The organism is Ahrensia sp. R2A130, from assembly GCF_000179775.1.
Lineage (GTDB): Bacteria > Pseudomonadota > Alphaproteobacteria > Rhizobiales > Rhizobiaceae > Pseudahrensia.
Window position 1 is genome coordinate 1 of the sequence record NZ_AEEB01000026.1, and the last position, 24,320, is coordinate 24,320.

Here is a 24,320-nt window from a genome sequence, read left to right on the forward strand (position 1 = left end):
GGTGCACCATTCCTTCTTGCACAAAATTTTCTAGCGTCAGATTAGCTTCGGACGGGTTTGGTGCATGATTTTTGTGTGTGCGGAAAAAGCTGGATCGTTTGATAGGGTCTCCAGCGCAACCGTAAGCTTTACCCGCCAGTTGGGATGTTCTGATGTTGTGCCTGGCATGTTGGGCTGGATGGTTGCGCCCAGCACATCATCAAGCTGCATCACGGCGAGGCGGCAGGGTGAAGCGGCTACGCTGGAATGAACGGCGAGAGAGATACGCGCGGTTTCTTCGCGGCTCAGGCTAGTTGCCTTGTAATCACCGATAGCCCGACGAAGAGCTTGCCGGTCTTGGTCACGGGCCAGCAATTCGGTTTCTAGTTGCGCGGCATCGAACTGGCCAATGGCTGCACGAGCCTCCAGATCAGCACCTGTCCACCAGCCTGCGAAGGTGGCCGTATCATGGGTCCCAACGCAGGCGAGAGCGTCGCGGTCCCATGTAGAGGGATCGTCAAAATCCGTTGCGTTTCGCTCGAACCAAAAGACCTTGTAGGCGTGCAGTGCCCGCGCTTTCATCACATCGCGAAACCCGTCCGGCACAACGCCGAGGTCCTCTCCGATGACGATGCAGTTCTGTTCTTCGCTCACCTTCGCCAACACATTGAGAAGGGGTGAAAACGGATAGCGGACATAGGCACCATCGAGAGCTGAAGCATTCGCCGGAATAAGAAACAGCCGTGCCAACGCCATGGCGTGATCAACGCGAACGGCCCCTGCATGACGCATCACCGTTCGCATCATATCGGCAAACGGCGTGGCATCCTGCGCCAAGGCTACGGGCGAAAGCGGGGCGAGCCCCCAGTCCTGACCGGTGGCGGAAAATGGATCGGGCGGCGCGCCGATTTTCACGCCTGGAACGGAGAGGTCCGGTTCCATCCATGTGGCAGAGCCATCCGGCGCAACGCCAACGGCAAGATCGAGATAGAGGCCGATACGAAGGCCTACTGCCCGTGCTGCGCGGTTGACCCTTGCCAACTGTTCATCGGCCAACTGTTGAAGCCAGACGTGGTAGGCAATTTCGCGTTGAAAGTCCGGCTCTTGCGTCAACACGCTGACGGCTTCGCTTTTGCGATCCTGATATTCCGGCGGCCACGATGTCCAACCAGCGCCATACCCTGCAGCGACCATCCGGCAGGACAATGCTTCGAACAGCGCATGGGGATGGTCGGCATGTTCGCAATCGAAGCCAATCACGGCAAACGCCTGCCGAAGCGCTTCGTCCTTCAACTGTGCCACCGCGCCAACGTCCACGAAGTCGCCTTCGCGAGCCGCTTCCATGCGGGTGCGGAAATCGTTGGATATTACCACGCTCTGTATCCAATCAAGCGCGATATAGATCGGATTGAGCGCCGTGCGGTTGGAAGGTGAGAAGGGTGAAACGCTATCAGGGTCTGCCCAGAAAAGCGCGTGAAGCGGGTTCAGGCCTATGAAATCGCCACCCGCTTCGCCAATGATTTTGCACAAAGCTGCCAGATCCGCGAAATCGCCCATGCCCGCGTTTCTGTCGGACCGCAGCGCACCCAACTGGCAGGACACGCCCCAGACACGGGCGTCCTGCAACTGTGCAGGAACGAAGCAGCGGGCTGGTTTAGACTGCTTTAAAGCTTGAGCAATTCCATCAATCTTTGCGGGCGGGGCATCCGAAATGGAAAAGGTGGTGGCCAGCGCTTCCAATGTTGCGGGCGGCACTGGGTTCAACGATTTGTCGATACCTTCCCAAACGGGTTCGATGCCGTGGGCTTCGCAGGCGGTGACCAACTGTTCGAGTTCGAGATTGTGCTTGTCGTCAGCCATTGCGCGCGCTCCGCAAATCTAAAGCGCTTCGGTTGCTTCGAGCAGCACGAAGGAGCGGTCCATCATTGGCAAAGGCGCTGCCCTTTTGACGAACCTGCTTTCCGGCTCGATCTCGCCATTCGCTGTATCCACCAACACGCGCCATTGTTCCGGCAGTTCGGTCGATGAACCGATGGGGGGAACGATGAAGTCTGCAGCTTCACCCGGGTTCAGCAACATCAGCAGTGAGCGCTGACCGATGCCGTTCAACATAAGCGATACGCTGCCGTCTTCGCTGTGCCATTTCTCCGCTGGTATCGCTTTGCCGTCCGGCCCGAACCAATGGACATTGGCGATGTCGTCGTAACCCTCGAGCATATCCGAATGCAGAAACGCGCGGCGGCGCAGCAGCGGGTGTTCGCGGCGTATGCGGGTGAGCGCAGAGATGAAGTTGGAGAAGTCGTGTTTTGGATCGTCAGCCTCCGGCCACTTCAACCAGTTCAGCTCGTTGTCCTGCGCGTAGCCGTTGTTATTACCGCTACGGGTGCGCGCCCATTCATCGCCCATCAGCAGCATTGGCGTGCCTTGCGAGAAAATGAGCGTTGCCATTGTGGCGCGGCGCAGTCTGTCGCGCAGTGCATTGATTTCGGGATCATCCGTCGGGCCTTCGATGCCGCAATTCCACGAGCGGTTGTCGTCGTGGCCGTCGCGGTTTCCCTCGCCGTTGGCATGGTTGTGTTTGTCGTCGTAACTCCACTGGTCCATCAGCGTGAAACCGTCATGGGCGGTGACGAAGTTGATAGATGACCACGACTTGCGACCGCGTTTTTCAAACAGATCGGCAGAGCCCAGCAGGCCGGAGGCAACGCCTGCCTGAGATAAGCCGTCGCCCTTCCAGAAAGAGCGGATGTCGTCGCGGTAACGACCGTTCCATTCCGCCCAACCGGGAGGGAAATTGCCGAGCTGGTAGCCATCGACGCCAACGTCCCACGGTTCTGCGATCAGTTTTGCAGTTTGCAAAATGGGGTCTTGGCTAACCGCATCGAGGAAGGTGGCGTTGGGGTCGAAGCGGTCGAAATCCCGGCCCAACGTCGTGGCGAGATCGAAACGGAACCCGTCGACATGGCACTCCTCGACCCAGTAACGCAGTGAATCCATCACCATCTGCAACACGCGCGGGTGGCGAATGTTGACAGTGTTACCGGTGCCGGTGGTGTCGAAACAGAAGCGTTTGTCTTCCGGCGACAGCAGATAATAGGACGCGTTGTCGATACCACGGAAGGATAGCGTCGGGCCCATTTGGTTGCCCTCCGCCGTGTGGTTGTAAACCACGTCGAGAATGACCTCGAGACCGGCGGAATGCAGCCGCTTCACCATCGATTTGAATTCGTGGATCGAGCCACCCGGCGAGATGTAGCGTGGCGCGGGGGCGTGAAAGCCAAGCGTCGAGTAGCCCCAATAATTCCGCAGCCCTTGCTTCACCAGAAAATGGTCATCGTAGAATGCTTGCACCGGCATGAGTTCGACGGCGGTGACCCCAAGTTTCAGCAGATGGTCGATGACGCGGGGGTCGGACAGACCTTCAAACGTGCCGCGCACGGTTTCCGGCAGATCGGGATTGAGCTGCGTGAGGCCTTTGACATGGGCTTCGTAGAGCACTGTGCGGGACCAGCGGTGTTGCGGACGTCGGTCGAGTGCACCACCTGCACCCCAAGTAAATGCAGGATCGATGACCACGCATTTCGGCATGTAAGCTGCACTGTCGCGAGTGTCGAAGGACAGGTCTTTATCTTTCGAGCCGACTTCGTAACCGTGAACGGCATCGTTCCACTTAAGGTCCCCGGACAGCATTTTTGCGTAGGGGTCGACCAGCAGTTTGTTGGCGTTGAAGCGGTGGCCGCCCTCGGGCGCGTAGGGTCCGTGAACGCGGTAGCCGTAAAGCTGGCCGGGCCGGACGTCCGCCAAGCGACCGTGCCAAACTTCGTGCGTGTATTCCGGCAGCTCGATACGCTCGATTTCGCGCTTGCCGTCTTCAGAAAACAGGCACAACTCGACCTTCGTGGCGTTGGCGGAAAAGAGGGCAAAATTCGTGCCGGCACCATCCCACGTCGCGCCGAGCGGATGGGGCAGACCCTGAGTCAGACGTTTGGTGATCGAGCGTTTCATGCAGTGCTTTCAGAGGCCTGCTAAGCGGCAGGCGTGAGGAAGAGAACGGCCAGTGGTGGCAGGGTCAAAAGTGCGGAGGCGGGGCAGCCATGGGATGGCTCGTTCACCGCTTTCACCACACTCTGTTTGTCGACGCCATCGCCGTTGTGGTTGCCGACACCACTACCGCCATAGATTTCCGCATCGGTGTTCAACGCCTCGTTCCAATCGCCAGCCAACGGCAGGCCGAGCTTGTAGCCTTCGCGCACAACGGGGGTGAAATTCACTATCACCACAATCACGTTGCCATTAGCATCGCGACGCTCCCAAGCCAGCACGGAATTGGTGTCGTCACCACCTTCGATCCAATGGAAACCGGCAGGGTCGTGATCGAGCGCGTTGAGCGGAGCGTGGTCGCGATATAGATTGTTGAGATCGCGCACCAGGCTCTGCATGCCTTTGTGATGGGCGGCGCTCTCGCCGTGCTCCAGCAGATGCCAGTCTAGCGAACGGTCGTGGTTCCATTCGCGCTCCTGCCCAAATTCGCAGCCCATGAAGAGCAGTTTCTTGCCGGGGTGGCCCCACATGAAACCGTAATAGGCGCGAAGATTCGCAAATTGCTGCCAACGGTCGCCGGGCATTTTCGTCAGCATCGAGCCTTTGCCGTGCACCACCTCATCGTGGCTGATCGGCAGGACGAAATTCTCCGTATAGGCGTAGTGCATCGCGAAGGTTGCAAGGTTGTGGTGATAGCGGCGGTTGACCGGGTCTTCGGCCATGTAGCGTAGCGTGTCGTTCATCCAGCCCATGTTCCACTTGAAGTGGAAGCCGAGACCGCTGGCGGAAACGGGAGCGGAAACACCGGGAAAAGCCGTTGATTCTTCAGCGATAGTCGCCTTGCCGGGGCAGCGCGCGCCCACTTGCGTGTTCACCTCGCGCAGCAATTCGATGGCCTCGAGATTTTCGCGTCCGCCATCTTTGTTGGGCAGCCACTCGCCGCCGTTTCGCGAATAATCGAGATAGAGCATGGAGGCGACGGCATCGACGCGCAGGGCATCGACGTCATGGCGTTCCAGCCAGTAGAGCGCATTGGCGGTGAGGAAATTCGCCACTTCCTTGCGCCCGAAATTGTAGATCAGCGTGTTCCAATCCTTGTGGAATCCAAGGCGCGGGTCGGCGTGTTCGTAAAGCGACGTTCCATCGAATTGAGCGAGACCATGTTCGTCCGACGGGAAGTGCGCTGGCACCCAATCGAGGATAACGCCAAGACCTGCTTTGTGCGCTGCATCGACCAATCGCGAGAAAGCGTCGGGATCACCAAAGCGAGACGTTGGCGCGAAGAGGCCGATGGGCTGGTAGCCCCATGAACCGGAAAACGGAAACTCAGAAACCGGCATGAACTCGAGATGAGTGAAGCCCATATCGACGGCGTAAGGAACGAGCTTTTCGGCCAACTCGTCATAGGTGAGGAAACGCCCTGAATCATCGTGGCTTTCACTCTCGCCCTCAGCGCGCATCCATGAGCCAAGATGCACCTCGTAGATCGACGCTGGCGCGTGGATGTTCATCGGTGGGCGTGCGGCAGGTTTTTTTGGCGCTATGGCTGCACCGGTGACTATGGAGCCCTGCCCGGGCAGACGTTCGGCCTGAAAAGCGACGGGATCGGCCTTTTGCGGAAGCGTCTTGCCGTCCTGTCCTATCAGTTCAAATTTATAAACCACGCCGCGTTCGACATCAGGAATGAAGAGGTCCCAGCAGCCGCTGTCCCCGTGGCGGCGCATTGGGTGGCGCCGACCGTCCCACATGTTCCAGTCGCCTAGAACTGAAACTCGTTTGGCATTGGGTGCCCAGATGGCAAACGCCGTGCCGCTGACACCGTTCATTTCGGTCGGATGCGCGCCTAGCTTGTCGTAAAGTTCCAGATGGCGGCCTTCTGCGATCAACCAAAGGTCCATTTCACCCAGCCATGGGCCGTGGAGATAGGCATCACCACGCGTCCAAGTGGATTCGCTTCCGGTGAACTCAAAGTTCTCATATGCAGGCTTACGTTTTGCGACGCCCATGAACAGCCCCGCGCTGTGGATGCTCTCCAGCGCCACCGCGGTTTTGCCCGAAGCGCCAATAGCCCGCGCTTCATGCGCCCCCGGCTCGAACGTTAGCACGCGCCAGACATCACCGATTTTGTGCAGACCAAGCCACGCGAACGGGTCATCCAGCTGACCGCGAACAATAGCATCGATAACATCATCAGGGATCATGTCTGCCGCAGCGGTTTTGGCGCTCATGGGTCGTCTTTCAGGCTGGCTGCACGTGGAAGCGGCGCTGTGGGGAATTTAATCGATATGACAGAACCGACCATACCACTCCAGTGCAACCCTGCCAGCGGGTAAACAAAGCCATGAGCCGATGAACTTGAACTGGGTCGCTGGACATGCATCGTGATGAAACGATGCTCAACGGGAGATGACTATGGCCGGTTTTGATAATCTGACGAAATACAGCCCATCCACCGGATCAGGCTCGCCGAACGTTTGGGGGGTCTATGAGGCTGCGACCGGATCCATTCAATATATCGTTGCCTGCCCCGATACCAAAAAAGCCGTGGTCATCGATGCGGTTTTGAACTTCGACACCAAAAGCGCGTCCACCACCACGCGCAGTGCGGAATATCTGCTCGGCCTGATTGATCAAAACGGCCTGACGCTGGAACGTATTCTGGACACTCACCCCCACGCCGATCACGTCATGGCCTCCCATTGGTTGAAGCAGAAAACCGGTTGTCCGAATGCTATCGGTGCCAAGACGCGCAACATTGCAGCCATGTGGCGCGACTTTTACAACCTACCGAACGGGCTGAACTGCGATGATTGTTTTGATGCCATGTTCGAGCACGGCGACACCTTTGAAGTGGGAAATCTCACTTTCAGCGTGATCTTGTCTGCTGGCCACACGATGGCTTCGATCAGCTATCTGGTGGGCGATGCTGGCTTCATCCATGACACATTGATGGTGCCGGATTGCGGATCATCACGCGCTGATTTTCCGGGCGGCTCCACCGAAGATTTGTGGAACTCCATTCAGGCCATTTTGGCATTGCCGGATGACACACGTCTGTTCATCGGCCACGACTACGGCAAGGGTGAGCGGACGGAACCGATGTGGGAAGCAACTGTAGCCGAGCACAAGGCTCACAATGCTCATGTGGGCAATGGCACCCCCAAGGCCGATTTTATCCGCACACGCGAAGAGCGGGATGCGACATTGGCTTTGCCGGACCGGATGCTACACGCGCTTCAGATGAACCTGTGTGCAGGCGCGTTGCCGGAAGCGGAAGCCGATGGACAGAGCTACCTGAAGATACCGCTCAACCGTTTCTAGGAAGCGCGTTTCGCGCGGATTGCTTTGACGGGCGCTTCGTCCATCTTCACATGGACCAAAGCCTTGGGATCGTCGTGCTTGCCCAGCCAATCATCCAGCGCATCAGCGGCCATTGGACGGGCGAAGTGGTAGCCTTGGCCATAAACGCAGCCCATGCCCAACAGAAGTTTCTGCTGCAGTTCCGTCTCGATACCTTCGGCCAACACGCCGATATTCATGGCTTGGGCCATCGCAATCATGGCTTTCAAAACATGGCGCATGCCGTCGTCGTCCATCGCACCGGCGATAAAGGAGCGGTCGATCTTGATGCGGTGCACGCCGAGGCTGGTGACGTTGGCGATGGAGGTATGACCCATGCCAAAATCGTCCAGCTCTATCCGCACGCCCAGATCGCGTAGGTCTTTCACCGCCTGCACAATGCCAGTGTCCGTGCCGTCAAGCATGACACATTCCAGCACTTCAATGGTCAGCAGTTCCACCGGATATCCGGTCACTTCCAGCAGCTCTTTCAGAGAGGGCAGGAAACCTTCATCAAGAATTTGTGCGGCAGATGCATTGACCGAGAGAGATGACAGAACAGCGCCCTGTACCCGCCATGTCGCCGCGTGGTGGACGGCCTTTTCGATGATTTGCATTCCTAACGGTATGATTTGCCCGGTGCGTTCTGCAACTTCTAGAAAATGATTGGGCGTTAGCACGGTCTCACCATCCTGAGCACGAAGTCGGGCCAAAACCTCCAACCCAATCATGCGTCCGGTGCGCATGTCGATCTGGGGTTGGAAATGCGGTTCGAAACGGTTTTCAGCGAGCGCCAGCTCGATCATGGCTTCGGTGTTGTTACGTTCGTTCACAGCCTCTTTCATCCAGTCCTCGAACATTGTCACGCGATTGCGCCCGCTGCCTTTGGATTCGTAAAGCGCGATGTCGGCCTCTACTAAAGCTTCGTGGAATGACTGGCCTGCGGGCCATAGCGTCACCCCAAAACTGGCGGTTACCCGATTGAAGGCAGGGTCCGTTCGGCACAGCTCTTCGAGGCTGTTGGCGACCCGTGCGCACACTTTCAGCGCATCGCGCTCGCATTCATCTACCGCAAGCAGCAGCACAAATTCATCGCCACCAAGGCGAAAGGCTCTGTCTCCCGTGCGGAGGACGTCATGGGCGCGTTTGGCGAAGCCGATCAGAAGTTCATCGCCCTTCGCATGGCCGTAGGTGTCGTTCACGGCTTTGAAGCGATCGAGATCTATGGACACTATTGCTTGAGATTTAGGATCTTTGGTCGCCTCCAACATCTTCACGACATCGCGAAGGAACTGACGGTTACCAAGTTCGGTCAAAGCATCATGACGCGACGCATGTTGCAACGCAGCCTTTGACTTTCGGATACGGTCGACGCTGCGCTGCAATTTCTTTTCCATGGGTCGGAAAATGAAAGCCGCTTCACCCAGCAAAATGAGCATTGTCATCAAAAGCAAAGCGAGATGAATGTGCTGTACGTTCAACGCGTATTTGCGTGCGTCGACTTCAAGAAAATCCACCACTGTGTTGAGTGAATTGAGCATGTCACCATAACCGAGATCACCCAGTCGTTCCGCCTGAACTTTTGCATCCTCAACGGTTTCGGCTTCCAACAAGGCGTAGGCAACTTCTGAGAATTCCTTGATGCGACTATCCACCCGGTGCGGTTCCGAGAAATAGAGTGCATGTTCACGGTTGTTGGTGATGCCGGGAAGTTCTGTGACCTTATCTCCGTAAACCAATGCGATATGAGAGGATTCCAGCTGTCCGATGGCTCCGGTTATTTCGTGGCGCAGCAGTAGCTGATCGGAGATGGCGGCGTTGCCCTGCATTTTGCGCGCCAGTGATTGACCCAGGCCAGTAATTCGTTGCGACAGCATACGCTGCCCCCCGGCGGTATTGATGATGGTTGCCGTCTTTCCCTGGGTGACGATCAATCGATCAAGCAAGATGTAGGACGTTCCGGCAAGCAGCGCGACGACAATTAGCGCCGCCACATAGGCAGTGCGCACATTGGCCGACAGATCGCCCACCAGAGATTCGGACAGTACGGGATCGGATGTGCTCATTGTGCGGACCGTCTGGCGTTCAGGATTTGCTACAATGCCGTTGAAAGCAGCCACATCACTTTAAATTTCGGCCCCCCGAATTTTGGGGTGCAGGGTCGATTGCCAACACCGCAAACAGGCCTTGCCCATCGCGCCTTTCCGTTCTCAAATGCCTCACCTGGCGCCGTTGTTCTTGGGAGAGATGCGATGAATTCGCATTACCGTGTGGTCGTGATCGGGGGTGGTGTCGTGGGCGCGTCGGTCCTCTACCATCTGGCGAAATTCGGCTGGACCGATGTGTGTCTGTTGGAACGCAGTGTGCTGACGGCTGGGTCTTCTTGGCACGCGGCAGGCGGCATTCACGCGCTGAATGCAGATCCGAACATGGCGGCGCTTCAGGCCTACACGATCGACCTGTTGGGCGAGATTGGCGAGGAATCCGATCAGGACATCGGCCTTCATATGACCGGCGGTTTGACCATGGCGGGCACGCCTGACCGCTGGGAATGGCTGCAATCGGCTTACCGTGTGTTCCAATCCATCGGCATCGATGATTGCCGGTTGGTAACGCCAGAAGAGGCCGGGGAGCTGAACCCGATCATGTCGACCCACGGCATGCTTGGTGGCATGTGGGCCGACCGCGAGGGTTATCTCGACACCACAGGTACCGTTCACGCCTATGCGAAGGCTGCAAAGAAACGCGGTGCATCCGTTCATGAACACACGAAAGTCGAGTCGCTGGAACAAACCCACGAGGGCTGGAAAGTCATCACGGATAAAGGCGTCATCACCTGCGAACACGTGGTCAACGCGGCGGGCCTTTGGGCCAAACAGGTTGGCCGCATGGCGGGTATCGAATTGCCCGTCTCGCCAATGAAGCATCACTACCTCGTCTCCGACACGATACCCGAGTTGGAAGCGTTGAATTTCGAAGTGCCAATGACCGTGGACCTCGAAGGTTTCACCTATCTGCGACAAGACCAAAAGGGTGTGCTGCTCGGTATTTATGAGGTGAACACCGAACATTGGGCGATGGATGGCGCGCCGTGGGATTACGGTATGGAGCTGTTTCAGGAACAGACCGACCGCATCGAAAACGAACTTACACTCGGCTTCGAGCGCTACCCATGTTTGCAAGAAGTTGGCGTGAAGACATGGGTCAACGGCGCCTTCACCTTCTCACCGGATGGCAACCCGCTAGTTGGCCCCGTTCGCGGAAAGCGCGGTTATTGGTCGGCCTGCGCTGTCATGGCTGGCTTTCTCCAAGGCGGGGGTGTCGGCAAATCGCTGGCAGAGTGGATGATCCACGGGGAACCGGAAGCGGACGCCTGGGCGATGGACATTGCGCGCTACGGAGAGTTTGCGGAAAACCGCGAGTTCATTCGCCAGACCACGGGCCAGTTCTATTCCCGCCGTTTCGTGATGACCTACCCCAACGAGCAACTGCCCGCAGGCCGTCCACTCAAGATGGCACCGGCCCACGATGCGATGACCGCCGCCGGTTGCCGCTGGGGCCAGAGTTGGGATCTCGAAGTGCCGCTCTATTTCGCCCCAAGCGAAGACTTCGTCGAAACGCCGACCCTCAAGCGCTCCAACGCCCACGACATCGTGGCAGCAGAATGCAAGGCGGTACGCGAAAATGTGGGGCTGCTCGACATTACAGGTTTCTCCCGTTTCGAAATTTCCGGTCCCAATGCTGAAGCGTGGCTGGATAAAATCCTTGCTATCCGACTGCCGAAACCGGGCCGCGCACGGCTCGCCGTTATGCTCGGTCACGATGGTCGTTTGAAGGGTGATCTCACCCTATTGAACTGGGGCGACGGTCGTTACTGGCTAATGGGCTCCTACTATCTGCGCGAATGGCACATGCGCTGGTTCACCGACCATATGGAAGACGGGATTACGGTTCGTGATCTCGGTGAAGAAGTCGCAGGCTTCGCAATTGTCGGGCCAAACGCGAAATCGGTAGTCGAAAAGCTGACAGAGGATGCCGTGGACGACCTGCCCTTTATGGCTTGCATGGCCGCCGATATTGGCCTTATCCGCACGCAGATTGCGCGCATGTCCGTCACCGGTGAGAAGGGCTACGAAATCAACTGCCGCATGGGCGACCACATTGCCTTGCGTTCGATGTTGCTAGCCGCAGGTGCTGGCGAAGGAATCGTGGAGGTCGGCTTCAACGCTATGCTGTCGCTTCGGTTGGAGAAGAGTTTTGGGATCTGGTCTGCAGAATTCACCCAAGGCTACACGGCAGCAGAAACCGGCATGGACCGCTGGATCGCCTTCCAGAAAGAAGACTTCATCGGACGTGAAGCGGCCATCGCAGAACGCGATGGTGACGGCCCATCCCGTATCCTCGTGACGCTGGAAGTTGACGCCAAAGATGCGGACGCCAGCGGCTACGAACCTGTATGGCACGGCGGCAAAATGGTGGGCTTCGTCACCTCTGGCGGTTACGGCCACACAGTCGATAAGTCATTGGCTATGGCACTGGTGGATCGCGATGCAGCAGCGGAAGGAACAGCCCTTTCCGTCCACGTTGTCGGGCAGGAACGAATGGCTAAAGTCATTGCACCATCACCCTGCGATCCGGACGGAAAAGCGATGCGCGGTTGACGGCGGCTCGCCACGATTCATAATCGCCCTTTCTGTTTGGAGAGCACGACCATGGCCGCCGACACTTTTGCTTCTGCAGGTGAAAACCTTCGCATCAACGGCGACCGGCTGTGGGAGAGTATCCATGCCATCGCTGAAATCGGCCCGGGAATCGCTGGTGGTTCGAACCGGCAAACGGTGACGGACGAAGATGCCGAAGGGCGCGCACTGTTTCAAAAGTGGTGCGAGGATGCTGGCCTGACCATGGGCGTCGATCAGATGGGCACCATGTTCATGACACGCCCCGGAACCGATCCAGATGCTCTGCCCGTCTATGTCGGCTCCCACCTCGACACCCAGCCCACCGGCGGACGTTACGACGGCGTGTTGGGCGTGTTGGCAGGGCTCGAAATTGCCCGCACGTTGAACGACCTCGACATCAAGACCAAGCACCCCATCGTCGTCACCAACTGGACGAACGAGGAAGGTACGCGCTTTGCACCTGCCATGATGGCGTCCGGCGTGTTTGCCAAACAGTTCACGCAAGACTGGGCCTACGCGAAGGAAGACGCCGACGGGAAAACCTTCGGCGATGAGTTGGCCCGCATCGGCTGGAAGGGCGAAGAGGAAGTTGGCGCACGGCAGATGCACGCCTTTCTCGAACTCCACATCGAGCAAGGCCCGATCCTTGAAGCGGAAGGCGTCGATATTGGCGTCGTTACCCACGGTCAGGGGTTGCGCTGGATTGAATGCACCGTCATCGGCAAGGAAAGCCACACCGGCTCCACCCCCATGCCCATGCGGAAGAACGCCGGTCGTGGATTGGCGCAGATTACCGAGCTGGTCCACACTATCGCCATGGACAACGCCCCCAACGCCGTGGGCGCCATCGGCAAGATCGACGTCCATCCCAACAGCCGCAACATCATTCCCGGCAAGGTGGTTTTTACCATCGACTTCCGCTCCCACGAGATCAACCGGCTGAACGCCATGGTCGCCCGCTTCGAAGATGAAGCACCAAACCTATGCGCCGCGCTAGACGTAGAACTAAGCCACGAAATCGTCGGCCAGTTCGACCCGCCGGAGTTCGACAAGAAACTCGTTCAAAGCATCCGCGAAGCCGCCGAACGCCTGGGCTACAGCCATAAAGACATCGTCTCCGGCGCAGGCCACGACGCCTGCTGGGTCAACAAAGTCGCGCCATCTGCGATGGTGATGTGCCCCTGCGTCGATGGATTGAGCCACAACGAGGCCGAAGAGATCAGCAAGGAATGGAGCACGGCAGGTGCGGAAGTGCTGTTTCACGCCGTGGTGGAAGCTGCGGAGATTGTAGGGTGAAAATTTTTTTGATCGCGCTTACGTCTCTTCTGTCTTTCGGTTTCTTCAATACAACATTAGCGCAAGACAAAGAATTCAAATCTTTAGCAATTTTGATTGAGAAGGGTGCAGAACAAACTTACCCATTAGCCCGTTGCGCGGCTTTATATCTCTCGATGGCTCAATGGGCGGGAGAAGAACGCCTAGGTAAGCAAAGCTATGCAAATACTCTCGCTGTTTCTCGAAACCTTCTCGATAGTTTGGCAAAAATCCGGTCTTCGAAAGGAGGAGGTTCTGAGGAAGAAACATTTGCGGCAGGCGCGCGTGAAATGGGCATAATTGCTCAAATTTATCTTGATAGATTTGAGCAAAATTATGCGCGGACTGGCCAAGCATGGTCGTCGGATAAGGTTTGGAAAGAGGATCTAGATCTCTGCAAAATTCTAACCTCAAAATAGGGAGCAATATCGTGAGGGTGTTTCAGCAAATTTTGATTGGGATTATATTTGCGGCTTTTGCGATAAAAATTACATCATTCGCCAGCGCCCACACGCTCCCCGGCAAGCCAGCCGAACAGCCCTTGCCACCAGCCGTGAAAATGCTCCTGCCCGCTGGCATCTCCGACAAGAACGTTCGCATCGTCGATGGGTGCTATGTCTTCATCCGCAACGGCAAGGTCGTTTCCGTCGGAGCAGACCAGCGAAAACAAGTCTGTCAGTAGGGCTTACCCGCGCAAATAATCCTCGTCGGTCACCTTCTCCATCCAAGTCACCAACGAACCGTCCAGCTTTTCCGCAATGGCGATGTGGCTCATGAAGCTGGTGTCCGTCGCGCCGTGCCAGTGTTTTTCACCAGGCGAAAACCAGATCACGTCGCCGGGGCGCAGTTCCTGGCGTTCGCCGCCTTCCGTGCAGGCCCAACCGTGGCCTGCGGTGACGATGAGCGTTTGCCCCAGCGGATGGGTGTGCCACGCCGTGCGGGCGCCGGGTTCGAATGTGACGAGCGCCCCGCTCACCCTCGCAGGTTCCGGTGGATCGAACGGCATATCGCGGCGCACATTGCCGGTAAAATAGTCCGATGGCCCCGATGCGGTGGGGATCGATCCGTTGCGTTTGATATCCATGTCATGCGTCTCCCGAAAAACGTTCAACGCAACGCTAGCACGGCGCGCCGGTGCCGCCAGCGGAAAGGTTCATCGATAATCCGTTCGAGGGTCTGGTCACGCCCGCCGTTTCATCGTTAGCTTTGCAAAACGAAGCAGATTTGGAGCGCACCATGGCCACCACCACGATCAAGAACGGCACCATCGTCACCGCCGACCTGACCTACAAGGCCGATGTGCAGATCGAAGGCGGCACCATCACCGCCATTGGCCCGAACTTGTCCGGCGGCACAGAATTGGACGCGACGGGCTGCTTCGTCATGCCCGGCGGCATCGACCCCCATGTGCATTTGGAAATGCCGTTCATGGGCACGTATTCAACAGATGATTTCGAGAGCGGCACCCGCGCTGCGCTCGCTGGTGGCACGACCATGGTCGTGGACTTCTGCCTGCCATCGCCCGGTCAGTCGCTGCTGGAAGCTATCCAGATGTGGGACAACAAATCGACCCGCGCCAACTGCGACTACTCCTTCCACATGGCGATCACCTGGTGGGGTGAGCAGGTTTTCGACGAGATGAAAACCGTCGTGCAGGAGCGTGGCATCAACACGTTCAAGCATTTCCTCGCCTATAAAGGCGCGTTGATGGTGAACGACGACGAGCTATACGCCTCGTTCCAGCGCTGCGCGGAACTGGGCGCGACGCCCATGGTTCATGCCGAGAACGGCGACGTGGTGGCCGAATTGTCCGCCCGTTTGCTGGCCGAGGGCAACACCGGCCCCGAAGCCCACGCCTACAGTCGCCCGCCGCAAGTGGAAGGCGAAGCCACCAACCGCGCAATCATGATCGCCGATATGGCAGGCGCGCCGCTCTACGTGGTGCACACGAGTTGCGAAGACAGCCACGAAGCCATCCGCCGTGCACGCCAACAGGGCAAGCGCGTGTGGGGCGAGCCGCTGATCCAACATCTCACGCTGGATGAAAGCGAGTATTTCAATCAGGATTGGGACCATGCCGCCCGCCGCGTGATGAGCCCGCCTTTCCGCAACAAGCAGCATCAGGATTCGCTCTGGGCAGGCCTGCAAGCGGGTTCGCTGTCCGTGGTCGCCACCGACCACTGCGCCTTCACCACAGAACAAAAACGCTCCGGCGTCGGCGACTTCACCAAAATTCCCAACGGCACCGGCGGCCTAGAAGACCGCATGCCCATGCTGTGGACCCACGGCGTAGAAACCGGTCGCCTGACGCCCAACGAATTCGTTGCCGTCACCAGCACCAACATCGCCAAGATTTTGAACATGTACCCGAAGAAGGGCGCAGTGCTCGTGGGCGCAGACGCTGACCTCGTGGTGTGGGACCCGGCGAAGGAAAAGACCATCACCGCCGACAGCCAGCAAAGCGCGATCGATTACAACGTCTTCGAAGGCAAAAAAGTCAAAGGCCTGCCCCGCTACACGCTGACGAGAGGCGTGGTCGCCGTGAACGATGGCGCCGTGGAAACCAAAGAAGGCCACGGCAAATTTGTAAAACGCGAACCGAACGGCACGGTGAACAAAGCGCTGAGTTCATGGAAAGCACTGAGCAACCCGCAGCCGGTGGTGCGAACGGGCATTCCGGCAAGTGGAGTGTAATATCGAACTTGCTTAAAAAATTCATCTTCAAAGAACCAGTTGGTTTTCTAGCGTTGACCATAAGTCTCTTGGGAACCATCATTCCTGCGGCAAATCATTGGATCGACCAAAAATTCTACTTTGCGAATAACTTCAATGTCTCATGCCCTTCTATTGGAACAAAGCCTGACACTTATGAGAACGGATATTTAGTATATAACACTCCGTGTATTTTTTCGAATAATGATGAGATTTCACATTCGATCGTTGGAGTTAAATCTGTTTTATTTCAAAGTGATAGATTAGAGTATCCAATTGGTCCCGAATTTACAACGGATGCCGTTCTACCCAAATATGTTCGGCCATCAGAGTCGCTTCCGATAACAATTCGGTTTCGAATTCCACTGCTGGAGCCATTCAAAAATTATCGAGAAAATCGCGAAAAATGCGGGACTGCGGCTGACATATCAACGGACAAGCCAGAAGCACTAGCTTTCTGCGAACTGGGGAGCGGTGCGGATAGCGCAGTTGTTAGAGTATGGGATCCGAGGAGGTATTTTTACAAAAACGGTGTTGGATACCGATTTGGCACTGCAAACAGAACTGGTGCAATTTTCTCACTGGGAGTAGGCACGAATATTCATTACACACCAAACGTAACAAAATATGGAATGGGATTTGGACCGAATGACAGCGATCGTTCAATAATAGATGATTTTGGAGAGGATTATTATACTAGCAAGAAGTTATTTTATCCCAATAGATCAAGTTCATTGACAAAATTTCAGCGGACTGTAATCGGATATATTTTTCTTCTCGTATATTCTTTAATAATCATTTTTCTTACGCGGTTTATTTGGATTTTTTTGAAAGATATATTCCGCAAATTTTTCCGCAAAAGACAAGAAGAAGTTCAATTGGATCTTTTTGATAGATGAAAATTAGATGACCGTTGTCTCAGCCCAAAACCTCTCCCTCACCTTCCAAACCGCAGACGCACCCGTTCATGCGTTGAAGGATGTTTCGCTTGATATCGAGGCGGGTGAGTTCGTTTCTTTCATCGGGCCATCCGGCTGCGGGAAGACGACGTTTTTGCGGGTTATCGCTGATCTGGAACAGCCGACGGGTGGCGAAATTCTCGTCAACGGCATGTCGCCTGCCGAGGCGCGCAAGGCGCGCAGTTATGGCTATGTGTTTCAGGCGGCGTCGTTACAGCCTTGGCGGACCATCGAGAAGAACATCGCGCTTCCGCTCGAAATCATGGGACTGGATAAAGCGGATCGCCAAAAGAGAATAGAAAGAGTGCTGGATCTCGTGGAGCTTTCCGGCTTTGCCAAGAAATACCCGTGGCAGCTTTCCGGCGGTATGCAGCAGCGCGCATCTATCGCCCGCGCGTTGGCCTTCGATGCCGACCTGTTGCTGATGGACGAACCCTTCGGCGCGCTGGACGAGATCGTGCGCGACACGCTCAACGAAGCGCTGCTCGACCTGTGGGCGCGCACCAACAAGACCATCTGCTTCGTCACCCATTCCATTCCCGAAGCCGTTTATCTGTCCACCAAGATCGTCGTCATGTCGCCGCGCCCGGGCCGCATCCACGAGGTGATCGAAAGCACCCTGCCGAAGGAACGCCCGCTGGACATACGCGAGAGCGCCGAGTTCCTGAAAATCGCAGCGCGGGTGCGGGAAGGTTTACGCGCGGGGCATGAGGCTTGATGAAAAGGGCCACCATCCGAAACGCCACGCCTGATGATATGTTGTCCTGCGCCGACATCATCAACGATTGGATCGACGCGACTGAATGGATGAAACGGGGCCCGAGTCGGGAGACGGTAGAGAGCGGCTTTACGCACGCTATGCTCGACCACCGCACATTGTTCGTCGCGCAACGCGGTGATGGTATTGTCGGCTATATTTTGCTCGAAACATCGCAAAATTACATTCACGGATTCTATGTTGCACCCACGGAGCGCAGGCGCGGAACCGGCAGAGCGCTTTTGAAAAAGGCCAAGGCAGGCCACCCTTTTCTGACGCTCTTCGTATCGCACGAGAACACCGACGCTGTTCGTTTTTATAGCCGCGAAGGGTTCCGTGAAATTTCAAATGCCGATGATATCCACGAAGATTACCGGCCGGATATCTTCATGCGCTGGGACAAGGCTGCATGACATTGCGCAGCGAAAAGACCGTTCCTGTTCTCACGCTCGTCGCTGGCTTGATGGTGATCTGGTACATCGCGACCGTCTTTCTCAACGCGCCTTTTCTGCGCGATCAGGCGGAACGGGCTGGAACGCCACCGCCGTCATTCTCTGAACTCATTCCACTGACCATGGCGCAGGAGCGGCCCGTTCTACCCGCGCCGCATCAGGTTGCTGCGGAGATTTGGAAGACTACCGGTGCGATGGTGCTGAAGGGTCGGCCGTTTTCCAAACGTTCTTTGATTTATCATGCGTGGATCACCCTATCGGCCACACTGCTGGGCTTCCTGATTGGCACGGCGCTGGGCGTCGCGCTGGCGGTTGGCATCGTTCACAATCGGGCGATGGATAAATCGGTCATGCCGTGGGTGATCACCTCGCAGACGATACCGATCCTTGCCATCGCGCCGATGATTATCGTCGTGTTGAATGCCGCAGGCATTTCCGGCCTGCTGCCCAAGGCGTTGATCTCGACATACCTGTCGTTCTTCCCCGTGGTGGTTGGCATGGTAGCCGGTCTTCGCGCGCCGGAACGGGCAGATCTCGACCTGATGCACACGTATTCGGCCAGCCGCGCGCAGACCTTCTGGAAGCTGCGCCTGCCTGCATCGCTGCCTTATCTTTTCACCTCGCTGAAAATCGCCATGGCGATTTCGCTCGTGGGTGCCATCGTGGGCGAAATGCCGACGGGCGCGGTGGCTGGCCTCGGTGCGCGGCTGTTGGCCGGTTCCTATTACGGGCAGACTATCCAGATTTGGTCTGCGCTCATCGTCGCTGCAGCGCTCGCGGCCACTCTGGTGGCGCTGGTGGGCGTCGGCCATCGCATGGTGTTGGCGCGCATGGGTATGAAGGAGGCAGCATGACCATCGCTGGCTTCTCGATCCTCGTATGGATGGCATTCGCCTTTTGGATTTTCGCGTGGTGGCTGAACCAGCGGCTGGTCGCCATCGATACCGGTCACAACATGGCGTTGACGCGCGCCATCGGTCTGGCCGTTCCGCTCATCTTCGGCGCAACGCTGTTTGTCATCTGGGAATTGCTGGTGCGCGGGTTGAACGTACCCACCGTGTTGCTGCCACCGCCGAGCATGATTTGGGAACGCGCGATCAATTCCGGTCCGACCCTATGGGCGGATTTCCAGCAGACATTCAAGGCGGTGTTTGCCGGCTATATTCTGGGCTGCGGTTCCGGTTTTCTCGTGGCACTTGCGGTGGACCGTTCGCCGTTTCTAAAAAACGGTCTGATGCCACTCGGCAATTTTGTTGCCGCGCTCCCAGTCGTTGGTGTCGCGCCCATCATGGTCATGTGGTTCGGCTTCGACTGGCAGTCGAAAGCGGCAGTAGTGGTATTGATGACGTTCTTCCCCATGCTGGTGAACACGGTGCAGGGATTGGCGGCATCCGACAGCATGGCCCGCGACCTGATGAAAACCTACGCATCCAGCTGGTGGCAAACTCTATTGAAATTGCGCTTGCCAGCAGCGGCACCTTTCATCTTCAATGCTCTCAAGATCAATTCCACCTTGGCGCTGATCGGCGCGATCGTGGCAGAGTTCTTCGGCACACCCATCGTCGGCATGGGCTTCCGCATATCGACGGAAGTCGGGCGGATGAACATCGACATGGTGTGGGCGGAAATCGCGGTGGCAGCCCTTGCAGGCTCCGCCTTTTACGGCACGGTAGTGCTCATCGAGCGCGCTGTGACCTTCTGGCATCCCGCCGTCCGGCGGCAATAAGGAGAAGACGCATGAAGAGACTTGCAACGATATTGGCGGCAGCCGCGATCACCATCGCAGCGCCTGCCGTGGCATTTGCAGATGCCCATTCCAACAAGGTCACGCTGCAGCTGAAATGGGTCACCCAAGCGCAGTTCGCTGGTTACTATGTGGCGAAGGAAAAGGGTTTTTACAAAGACGAAGGTCTCGATGTCGAGATCAAGCCGGGCGGTCCTGACATCGCGCCTGCGCAGGTTCTCGCTGGTGGTGGCGCTGACGTCGTTGTCGACTGGATGCCGTCCGCCTTGGCCACCCGTGAAAAAGGCGTGCCGATGGTCAATATCGCGCAACCGTTCAAGTCTTCCGGCATGATGCTGACCTGCCGCAAGGACAGCGGCATCGCAACGCCTGCTGATTTTGCAGACAAGACGCTGGGCGTCTGGTTTTTCGGCAACGAGTATCCGTTCCTATCCTGGATGAGCCAGCTCGGCCTTAAAACCGATGGTTCCGCAGGTGGTGTCACGGTTCTCAAACAGGGCTTCAACGTCGACCCGATCTTGCAGAAGCAGGCGGCTTGCGTCTCGACCATGACCTATAACGAATACTGGCAGATCATCGATGCCGGTCTCACACCGGACGATCTGGTGGTCTTCAAATATGAAGAGCAGGGCGTCGCCACGCTCGAAGACGGCCTCTACGTGCTGGAAGACAACCTCAAGGACGAGGCCTTCAAAGAGAAGATGGTCAAGTTCGTGCGCGCTTCCATGAAGGGCTGGAAATACGCCGAAGAAAACACCGATGAAGCTGCCGATTTGGTGCTCGAAAACGATGCTTCCGGCGCTCAGACCGAAAAGCATCAGCGTCGTATGATGGGCGAAGTGGCCAAGTTGACCGCCGGTTCCAACGGCGCGTTGGATGTGGCTGATGCCGACCGCACCGTGAAGACGCTGATGGCGTCCGAAGGTGACCCGGTCATCACGAAGGTTCCGGAAGGTGCCTGGACGTCGGTGATTACTGACGCCGCGCTTAACTAAACCACTCACACGAAGCGCTCCAACCACACGGTTGGGGCGCTTTTTCACTTCAAGGGATGGGTCACATGGCAGACATCAAATCGGGACGTTTGGACGAGGCGCGGTTGCAGCAAAGGTTTGCTGAGGTCTACGAACCGCTCGATCGGCACGAAGCTCATGTGGAATCCGACCGCTGCTATTTTTGCTACGACGCGCCCTGCGTGACGGCCTGTCCTACCAGCATCGACATCCCTCTGTTCATTCGTGAGATTTCAGTCGGTAACGCCAATGGCGCAGCCAAGACTATTCTCGACGCTAACATTATGGGCGGCATGTGCGCCCGCGTTTGCCCCACCGAAACGCTGTGCGAAGAGGTTTGTGTGCGTGAGGTTGCCGAAGGCAAGCCGGTGAAGATCGGTGAATTGCAGCGCTTCGCCACCGATAATCTCATGGCAACAACAGACGCTCACCCCTTCACCCGCGCGGCTGAAACCGGCAAGCGCGTGGCTGTCATTGGTGCCGGTCCTGCGGGCCTTTCCTGCGCTCATCGTCTCGCCATGCACGGCCATGACGTGACTATCTTCGAAGCCCTCCCCAAACCCGGTGGGCTGAACGAATTCGGGATTGCGGCTTACAAAGCTATGGATGATTTCGCCCAGGCCGAGGTAGATTTCATTCTCGGCATCGGTGGTATCGACATTGAATACGGAAAAGCGCTCGGCAACGGCGTGTCACTGGACACTCTCACCGCCGATTACGACGCCACCTTCATCGGCATGGGCCTGCCTGGCACCAACGAACTGGGCCTCGACGGCGAAGACGCTGACGGTTGCATTGATGCCGTGGATTACATCGCACAACTGCGCCAGAGCGACGATCTGTCGAAGCTGCCAGTAGGCCGCAACGTCGTCGTCATCGGCGGTGGCATGACAGCCATCGATATCGCGGCACAAACCAAATTGCTGGGCGCAGAAAACGTCACCATCTTCTACCGCCGTGGCATGGAGAATATGAACGCCTCGCAATACGAGCAGGATCACGCACAAAAGCACGGCGTCACCATCCGCCAATGGCTGCAGCCGAAAGCGCTGCATGTGACCGACGGCGCGGTGAGCGGCATGACCTTCGAATACACATCTGGCACCAACGGTTCGCTCAGAGGCACGGGCGAAACGGTTAGCGTAGAAGCCGATCAGGTGTTCAAAGCCATCGGTCAGACGCCCGCTTCCGATCTTCTGGCGGCAGCGGGCATCACGCTTGAACGTGGCCGCATTGCCGTGGACGCCAACCGCAAAACCAGCCACGTCAAAATCTGGGCAGGCGGCGATTGCGTCGCTGGTGGCGAAGACCTCACGGTAGTTTCCGTGGAAGACGGCAAACTGGCCGCCGAAGATATTCACAAGATGCTGAGCGCTTAAGGGAGCACGACCATGGCAGACCTGACCTCCAATTTCGTCGGCATCAAATCGCCCAATCCGTTCTGGCTCGCATCCGCGCCGCCGACCGATAAAGCCTACAATGTGGAACGCGCCTTCGAGGCCGGTTGGGGTGGCGTTGTATGGAAGACGCTGGGCGAAGCCGGACCACCAGTCGTCAACGTAAACGGCCCCCGTTACGGCGCGATCTGGGGGGCTGATCGCCGCCTGTTGGGGCTGAACAATATCGAACTCATCACCGACCGCGATCTTGAGATCAACCTGAAGGAGATCACCGAGGTCAAGAAACGTTGGCCCGACCGCGCGATGGTCGTATCGCTCATGGTGCCTTGCGAGGAAGAACCGTGGAAGCAGATCATCCACCGCGTTGCCGAAACCGGAGCGGACGGTGTGGAACTGAACTTCGGTTGCCCCCACGGCATGAGCGAACGCGGCATGGGCGCTGCCGTGGGCCAGGTGCCGGAATACATTCAGATGGTCACCGAGTGGTGCAAGACATATGGCGAACTGCCGGTCATCGTGAAGCTGACACCCAACGTCACCGACGTGCGCTATCCCGCTCGTGCGGCGAAAGCCGGTGGGGCGGATGCGGTGTCGCTCATCAACACGATCAATTCCATCGTTTCCATCGACCTCGACAAAATGGCACCGGAACCCACCATCGACGGTAAGGGCAGCCATGGCGGTTATTGCGGACCAGCGGTTAAGCCCATCGCTTTGCATATGGTGGCCGATATCGCCCGCGATCAGGAAACTGCGGGCATCCCGATTTCCGGCATCGGCGGCATTACAACATGGCGCGATGCAGCAGAATATATCGCGCTAGGCTGCGGCAATGTTCAGGTCTGCACAGCGGCTATGACATATGGTTTTAAGATCGTCGAAGAAATGATTTCCGGCCTCGAAGCATGGATGGATGAACAGGGCCACGCGACCATCGAAGATTTCCGCGGCATGGCCGCGCCCAACGTCACCGACTGGCAGTATCTCAATCTCAACTATGTCACCAAAGCGCAGATCGATCAGGACAAGTGCATCTCCTGTGGCCGTTGCCACATCGCTTGCGAAGACACATCCCATCAGGCGATCACCAACATAGTGGATGGCAAGCGACACTTCGAAGTGATCGACGAGGAATGCGTGGGCTGCAATCTGTGCGTGAACGTCTGCCCCGTTGAAGACTGCATCACCATGGTTGAGATGGCCGAGGGTACCGACCCGCGCACCAAGCGCGAGATCGACCCTGATTATGCCAACTGGACGACGCACCCGAACAACCCCAGCGTCATGCCGGAAGCGGCGGAATAGTGACGCCGGACGAACTCGCCGATGCAATAGAGGCACGCGCTGATAGCGCTGCGCGTCTGGTCGTCGCTATCGCTGGTCCTCCCGGTTCCGGCAAGACGACCGTTGCGGAAAAGGTGTTGTCCATCCTGAAGGCACGGGGCGCAGCGGTATCTATGGTTCCGATGGACGGCTTTCATCTCGATAATGCTGAGTTAGAAGCGCGAGGTCTGATGGCCAGAAAAGGCGCGCCAGAGACATTTGATGCTGCTGGTTTCGTCGTTCACATTGAGCGCATTGCGGAAGGCGACATCGATGTTTCCTTACCCGGTTTTGATCGTACTGCTGATGCGACCGTACCCGATGCGCATCTCGTCAAAGCTGACGATCATATCGTGCTGATCGAAGGCAATTACCTGCTGCTCGATATCGATCCATGGGCGCAGCTTTTACCCCATTTCGACATGACCATCTTTCTCGCCCCTCCTACCGCAGTGCTGGAACAACGGCTGATCCAACGATGGATAGACCACGGTCTCGACCCGAAGTCCGCAAAGGAACGGGCGATGGGGAATGACATTCCCAACGCGCTAACCGTGATGGGCCATTCCGGCGAGTCCGATATTGTTATTGGTTGATGAGCAAAG

The 24,320-nt window shown here is 57.2% G+C and carries 20 protein-coding genes; 15 read left to right on the forward strand and 5 right to left on the reverse strand.

Going from position 1 to position 24,320, the window contains the following annotated elements; all coding sequences use genetic code 11:
• Positions 1 to 36: 36 nt before the first annotated feature.
• Genes malQ through glgB form a run of 3 tightly spaced genes read right to left on the reverse strand, consistent with a single transcriptional unit; the run spans position 37 to position 6,248 of the window.
• Positions 37 to 1,839, reverse strand: coding sequence for a 4-alpha-glucanotransferase (gene malQ, locus R2A130_RS15960; RefSeq protein WP_009465217.1), 1,803 nt, complete (start codon positions 1,837 to 1,839; stop codon positions 37 to 39).
• 18 nt (positions 1,840 to 1,857) lie between these two features.
• The gene (gene glgX / locus R2A130_RS15965) at positions 1,858 to 3,984 is read right to left on the reverse strand and encodes a glycogen debranching protein GlgX (RefSeq protein ID WP_009465218.1); all 2,127 of its coding nucleotides are present in this window, start codon (positions 3,982 to 3,984) and stop codon (positions 1,858 to 1,860) included.
• Positions 3,985 to 4,004: 20 nt separating this feature from the next.
• Complete coding sequence (gene glgB / locus R2A130_RS15970) at positions 4,005 to 6,248, reverse strand: 1,4-alpha-glucan branching protein GlgB (RefSeq protein ID WP_009465219.1); 2,244 nt, start codon at positions 6,246 to 6,248, stop codon at positions 4,005 to 4,007.
• A gap of 184 nt (positions 6,249 to 6,432) precedes the next feature.
• On the opposite strand from glgB, the gene R2A130_RS15975 reads away from it, so the two are divergent.
• The gene (locus R2A130_RS15975; protein ID WP_009465220.1) at positions 6,433 to 7,341 is read left to right on the forward strand and encodes an MBL fold metallo-hydrolase; all 909 of its coding nucleotides are present in this window, start codon (positions 6,433 to 6,435) and stop codon (positions 7,339 to 7,341) included.
• Here the strand turns inward: R2A130_RS15975 and R2A130_RS15980 are convergent.
• Complete coding sequence (locus R2A130_RS15980) at positions 7,338 to 9,425, reverse strand: bifunctional diguanylate cyclase/phosphodiesterase (RefSeq protein ID WP_156798577.1); 2,088 nt, start codon at positions 9,423 to 9,425, stop codon at positions 7,338 to 7,340. The genes R2A130_RS15975 and R2A130_RS15980 overlap by 4 nt on opposite strands.
• A 186-nt stretch (positions 9,426 to 9,611) precedes the next feature.
• Between R2A130_RS15980 and R2A130_RS15985 the strand changes: the two genes are divergently transcribed.
• The 4 genes from R2A130_RS15985 (at position 9,612) to R2A130_RS19045 (ending at position 14,037) form a co-directional block, all read left to right on the forward strand.
• Positions 9,612 to 12,020: an FAD-dependent oxidoreductase gene (locus R2A130_RS15985; protein ID WP_009465222.1), complete on the forward strand. Its 2,409-nt coding sequence runs from the start codon at positions 9,612 to 9,614 to the stop codon at positions 12,018 to 12,020.
• A 51-nt stretch (positions 12,021 to 12,071) separates the two neighbouring features.
• Positions 12,072 to 13,337, forward strand: a complete 1,266-nt coding sequence (locus R2A130_RS15990; RefSeq protein WP_009465223.1) for a Zn-dependent hydrolase — start codon at positions 12,072 to 12,074, stop codon at positions 13,335 to 13,337.
• Positions 13,334 to 13,774, forward strand: a complete 441-nt coding sequence (locus R2A130_RS15995) for a hypothetical protein (RefSeq protein ID WP_040306364.1) — start codon at positions 13,334 to 13,336, stop codon at positions 13,772 to 13,774. Before R2A130_RS15990 ends, R2A130_RS15995 begins: the two co-directional genes overlap by 4 nt.
• Before the next feature lie 140 nt (positions 13,775 to 13,914).
• The gene (locus R2A130_RS19045) at positions 13,915 to 14,037 is read left to right on the forward strand and encodes a hypothetical protein (protein ID WP_256364876.1); all 123 of its coding nucleotides are present in this window, start codon (positions 13,915 to 13,917) and stop codon (positions 14,035 to 14,037) included.
• A gap of 3 nt (positions 14,038 to 14,040) precedes the next feature.
• On the opposite strand, the gene R2A130_RS16000 is transcribed toward R2A130_RS19045, so the two are convergent.
• Positions 14,041 to 14,439, reverse strand: a complete 399-nt coding sequence (locus tag R2A130_RS16000; protein WP_009465225.1) for a cupin domain-containing protein — start codon at positions 14,437 to 14,439, stop codon at positions 14,041 to 14,043.
• Between the two features lie 152 nt (positions 14,440 to 14,591).
• Here R2A130_RS16000 and hydA point away from each other — a divergent pair, with 152 nt between their 5' ends.
• The 10 genes from hydA to R2A130_RS16045 all read left to right on the forward strand — a co-directional run bounded on the left by hydA (position 14,592) and on the right by R2A130_RS16045 (position 24,311).
• Complete coding sequence (gene hydA, locus R2A130_RS16005; protein WP_040306394.1) at positions 14,592 to 16,049, forward strand: dihydropyrimidinase; 1,458 nt, start codon at positions 14,592 to 14,594, stop codon at positions 16,047 to 16,049.
• The gene (locus R2A130_RS18575; RefSeq protein ID WP_156798579.1) at positions 15,986 to 16,966 is read left to right on the forward strand and encodes a hypothetical protein; all 981 of its coding nucleotides are present in this window, start codon (positions 15,986 to 15,988) and stop codon (positions 16,964 to 16,966) included. The genes hydA and R2A130_RS18575 overlap by 64 nt, the downstream gene beginning before the upstream one ends.
• A 7-nt stretch (positions 16,967 to 16,973) precedes the next feature.
• Positions 16,974 to 17,744 (forward strand): ABC transporter ATP-binding protein, encoded by a 771-nt coding sequence (locus R2A130_RS16010; protein ID WP_009465228.1) that lies wholly within the window; start codon positions 16,974 to 16,976, stop codon positions 17,742 to 17,744.
• Positions 17,744 to 18,196 (forward strand): GNAT family N-acetyltransferase, encoded by a 453-nt coding sequence (locus R2A130_RS16015; RefSeq protein WP_009465229.1) that lies wholly within the window; start codon positions 17,744 to 17,746, stop codon positions 18,194 to 18,196. Before R2A130_RS16010 ends, R2A130_RS16015 begins: the two co-directional genes overlap by 1 nt.
• Positions 18,193 to 19,089: an ABC transporter permease gene (locus R2A130_RS16020; RefSeq protein ID WP_009465230.1), complete on the forward strand. Its 897-nt coding sequence runs from the start codon at positions 18,193 to 18,195 to the stop codon at positions 19,087 to 19,089. Before R2A130_RS16015 ends, R2A130_RS16020 begins: the two co-directional genes overlap by 4 nt.
• Positions 19,086 to 19,961, forward strand: coding sequence for an ABC transporter permease (locus R2A130_RS16025; protein WP_009465231.1), 876 nt, complete (start codon positions 19,086 to 19,088; stop codon positions 19,959 to 19,961). Before R2A130_RS16020 ends, R2A130_RS16025 begins: the two co-directional genes overlap by 4 nt.
• A gap of 11 nt (positions 19,962 to 19,972) precedes the next feature.
• Positions 19,973 to 20,974, forward strand: coding sequence for an ABC transporter substrate-binding protein (locus R2A130_RS16030; protein ID WP_009465232.1), 1,002 nt, complete (start codon positions 19,973 to 19,975; stop codon positions 20,972 to 20,974).
• Positions 20,975 to 21,039: 65 nt separating this feature from the next.
• Positions 21,040 to 22,371, forward strand: coding sequence for an NAD(P)-dependent oxidoreductase (locus R2A130_RS16035; protein WP_009465233.1), 1,332 nt, complete (start codon positions 21,040 to 21,042; stop codon positions 22,369 to 22,371).
• Between the two features lie 12 nt (positions 22,372 to 22,383).
• The gene (preA, locus tag R2A130_RS16040; protein ID WP_009465234.1) at positions 22,384 to 23,697 is read left to right on the forward strand and encodes an NAD-dependent dihydropyrimidine dehydrogenase subunit PreA; all 1,314 of its coding nucleotides are present in this window, start codon (positions 22,384 to 22,386) and stop codon (positions 23,695 to 23,697) included.
• Entirely contained in the window at positions 23,697 to 24,311 is a 615-nt protein-coding gene (locus R2A130_RS16045; protein WP_009465235.1) for an ATP/GTP-binding protein, read from the forward strand. The genes preA and R2A130_RS16045 overlap by 1 nt, the downstream gene beginning before the upstream one ends.
• Positions 24,312 to 24,320 lie beyond the last annotated feature (9 nt).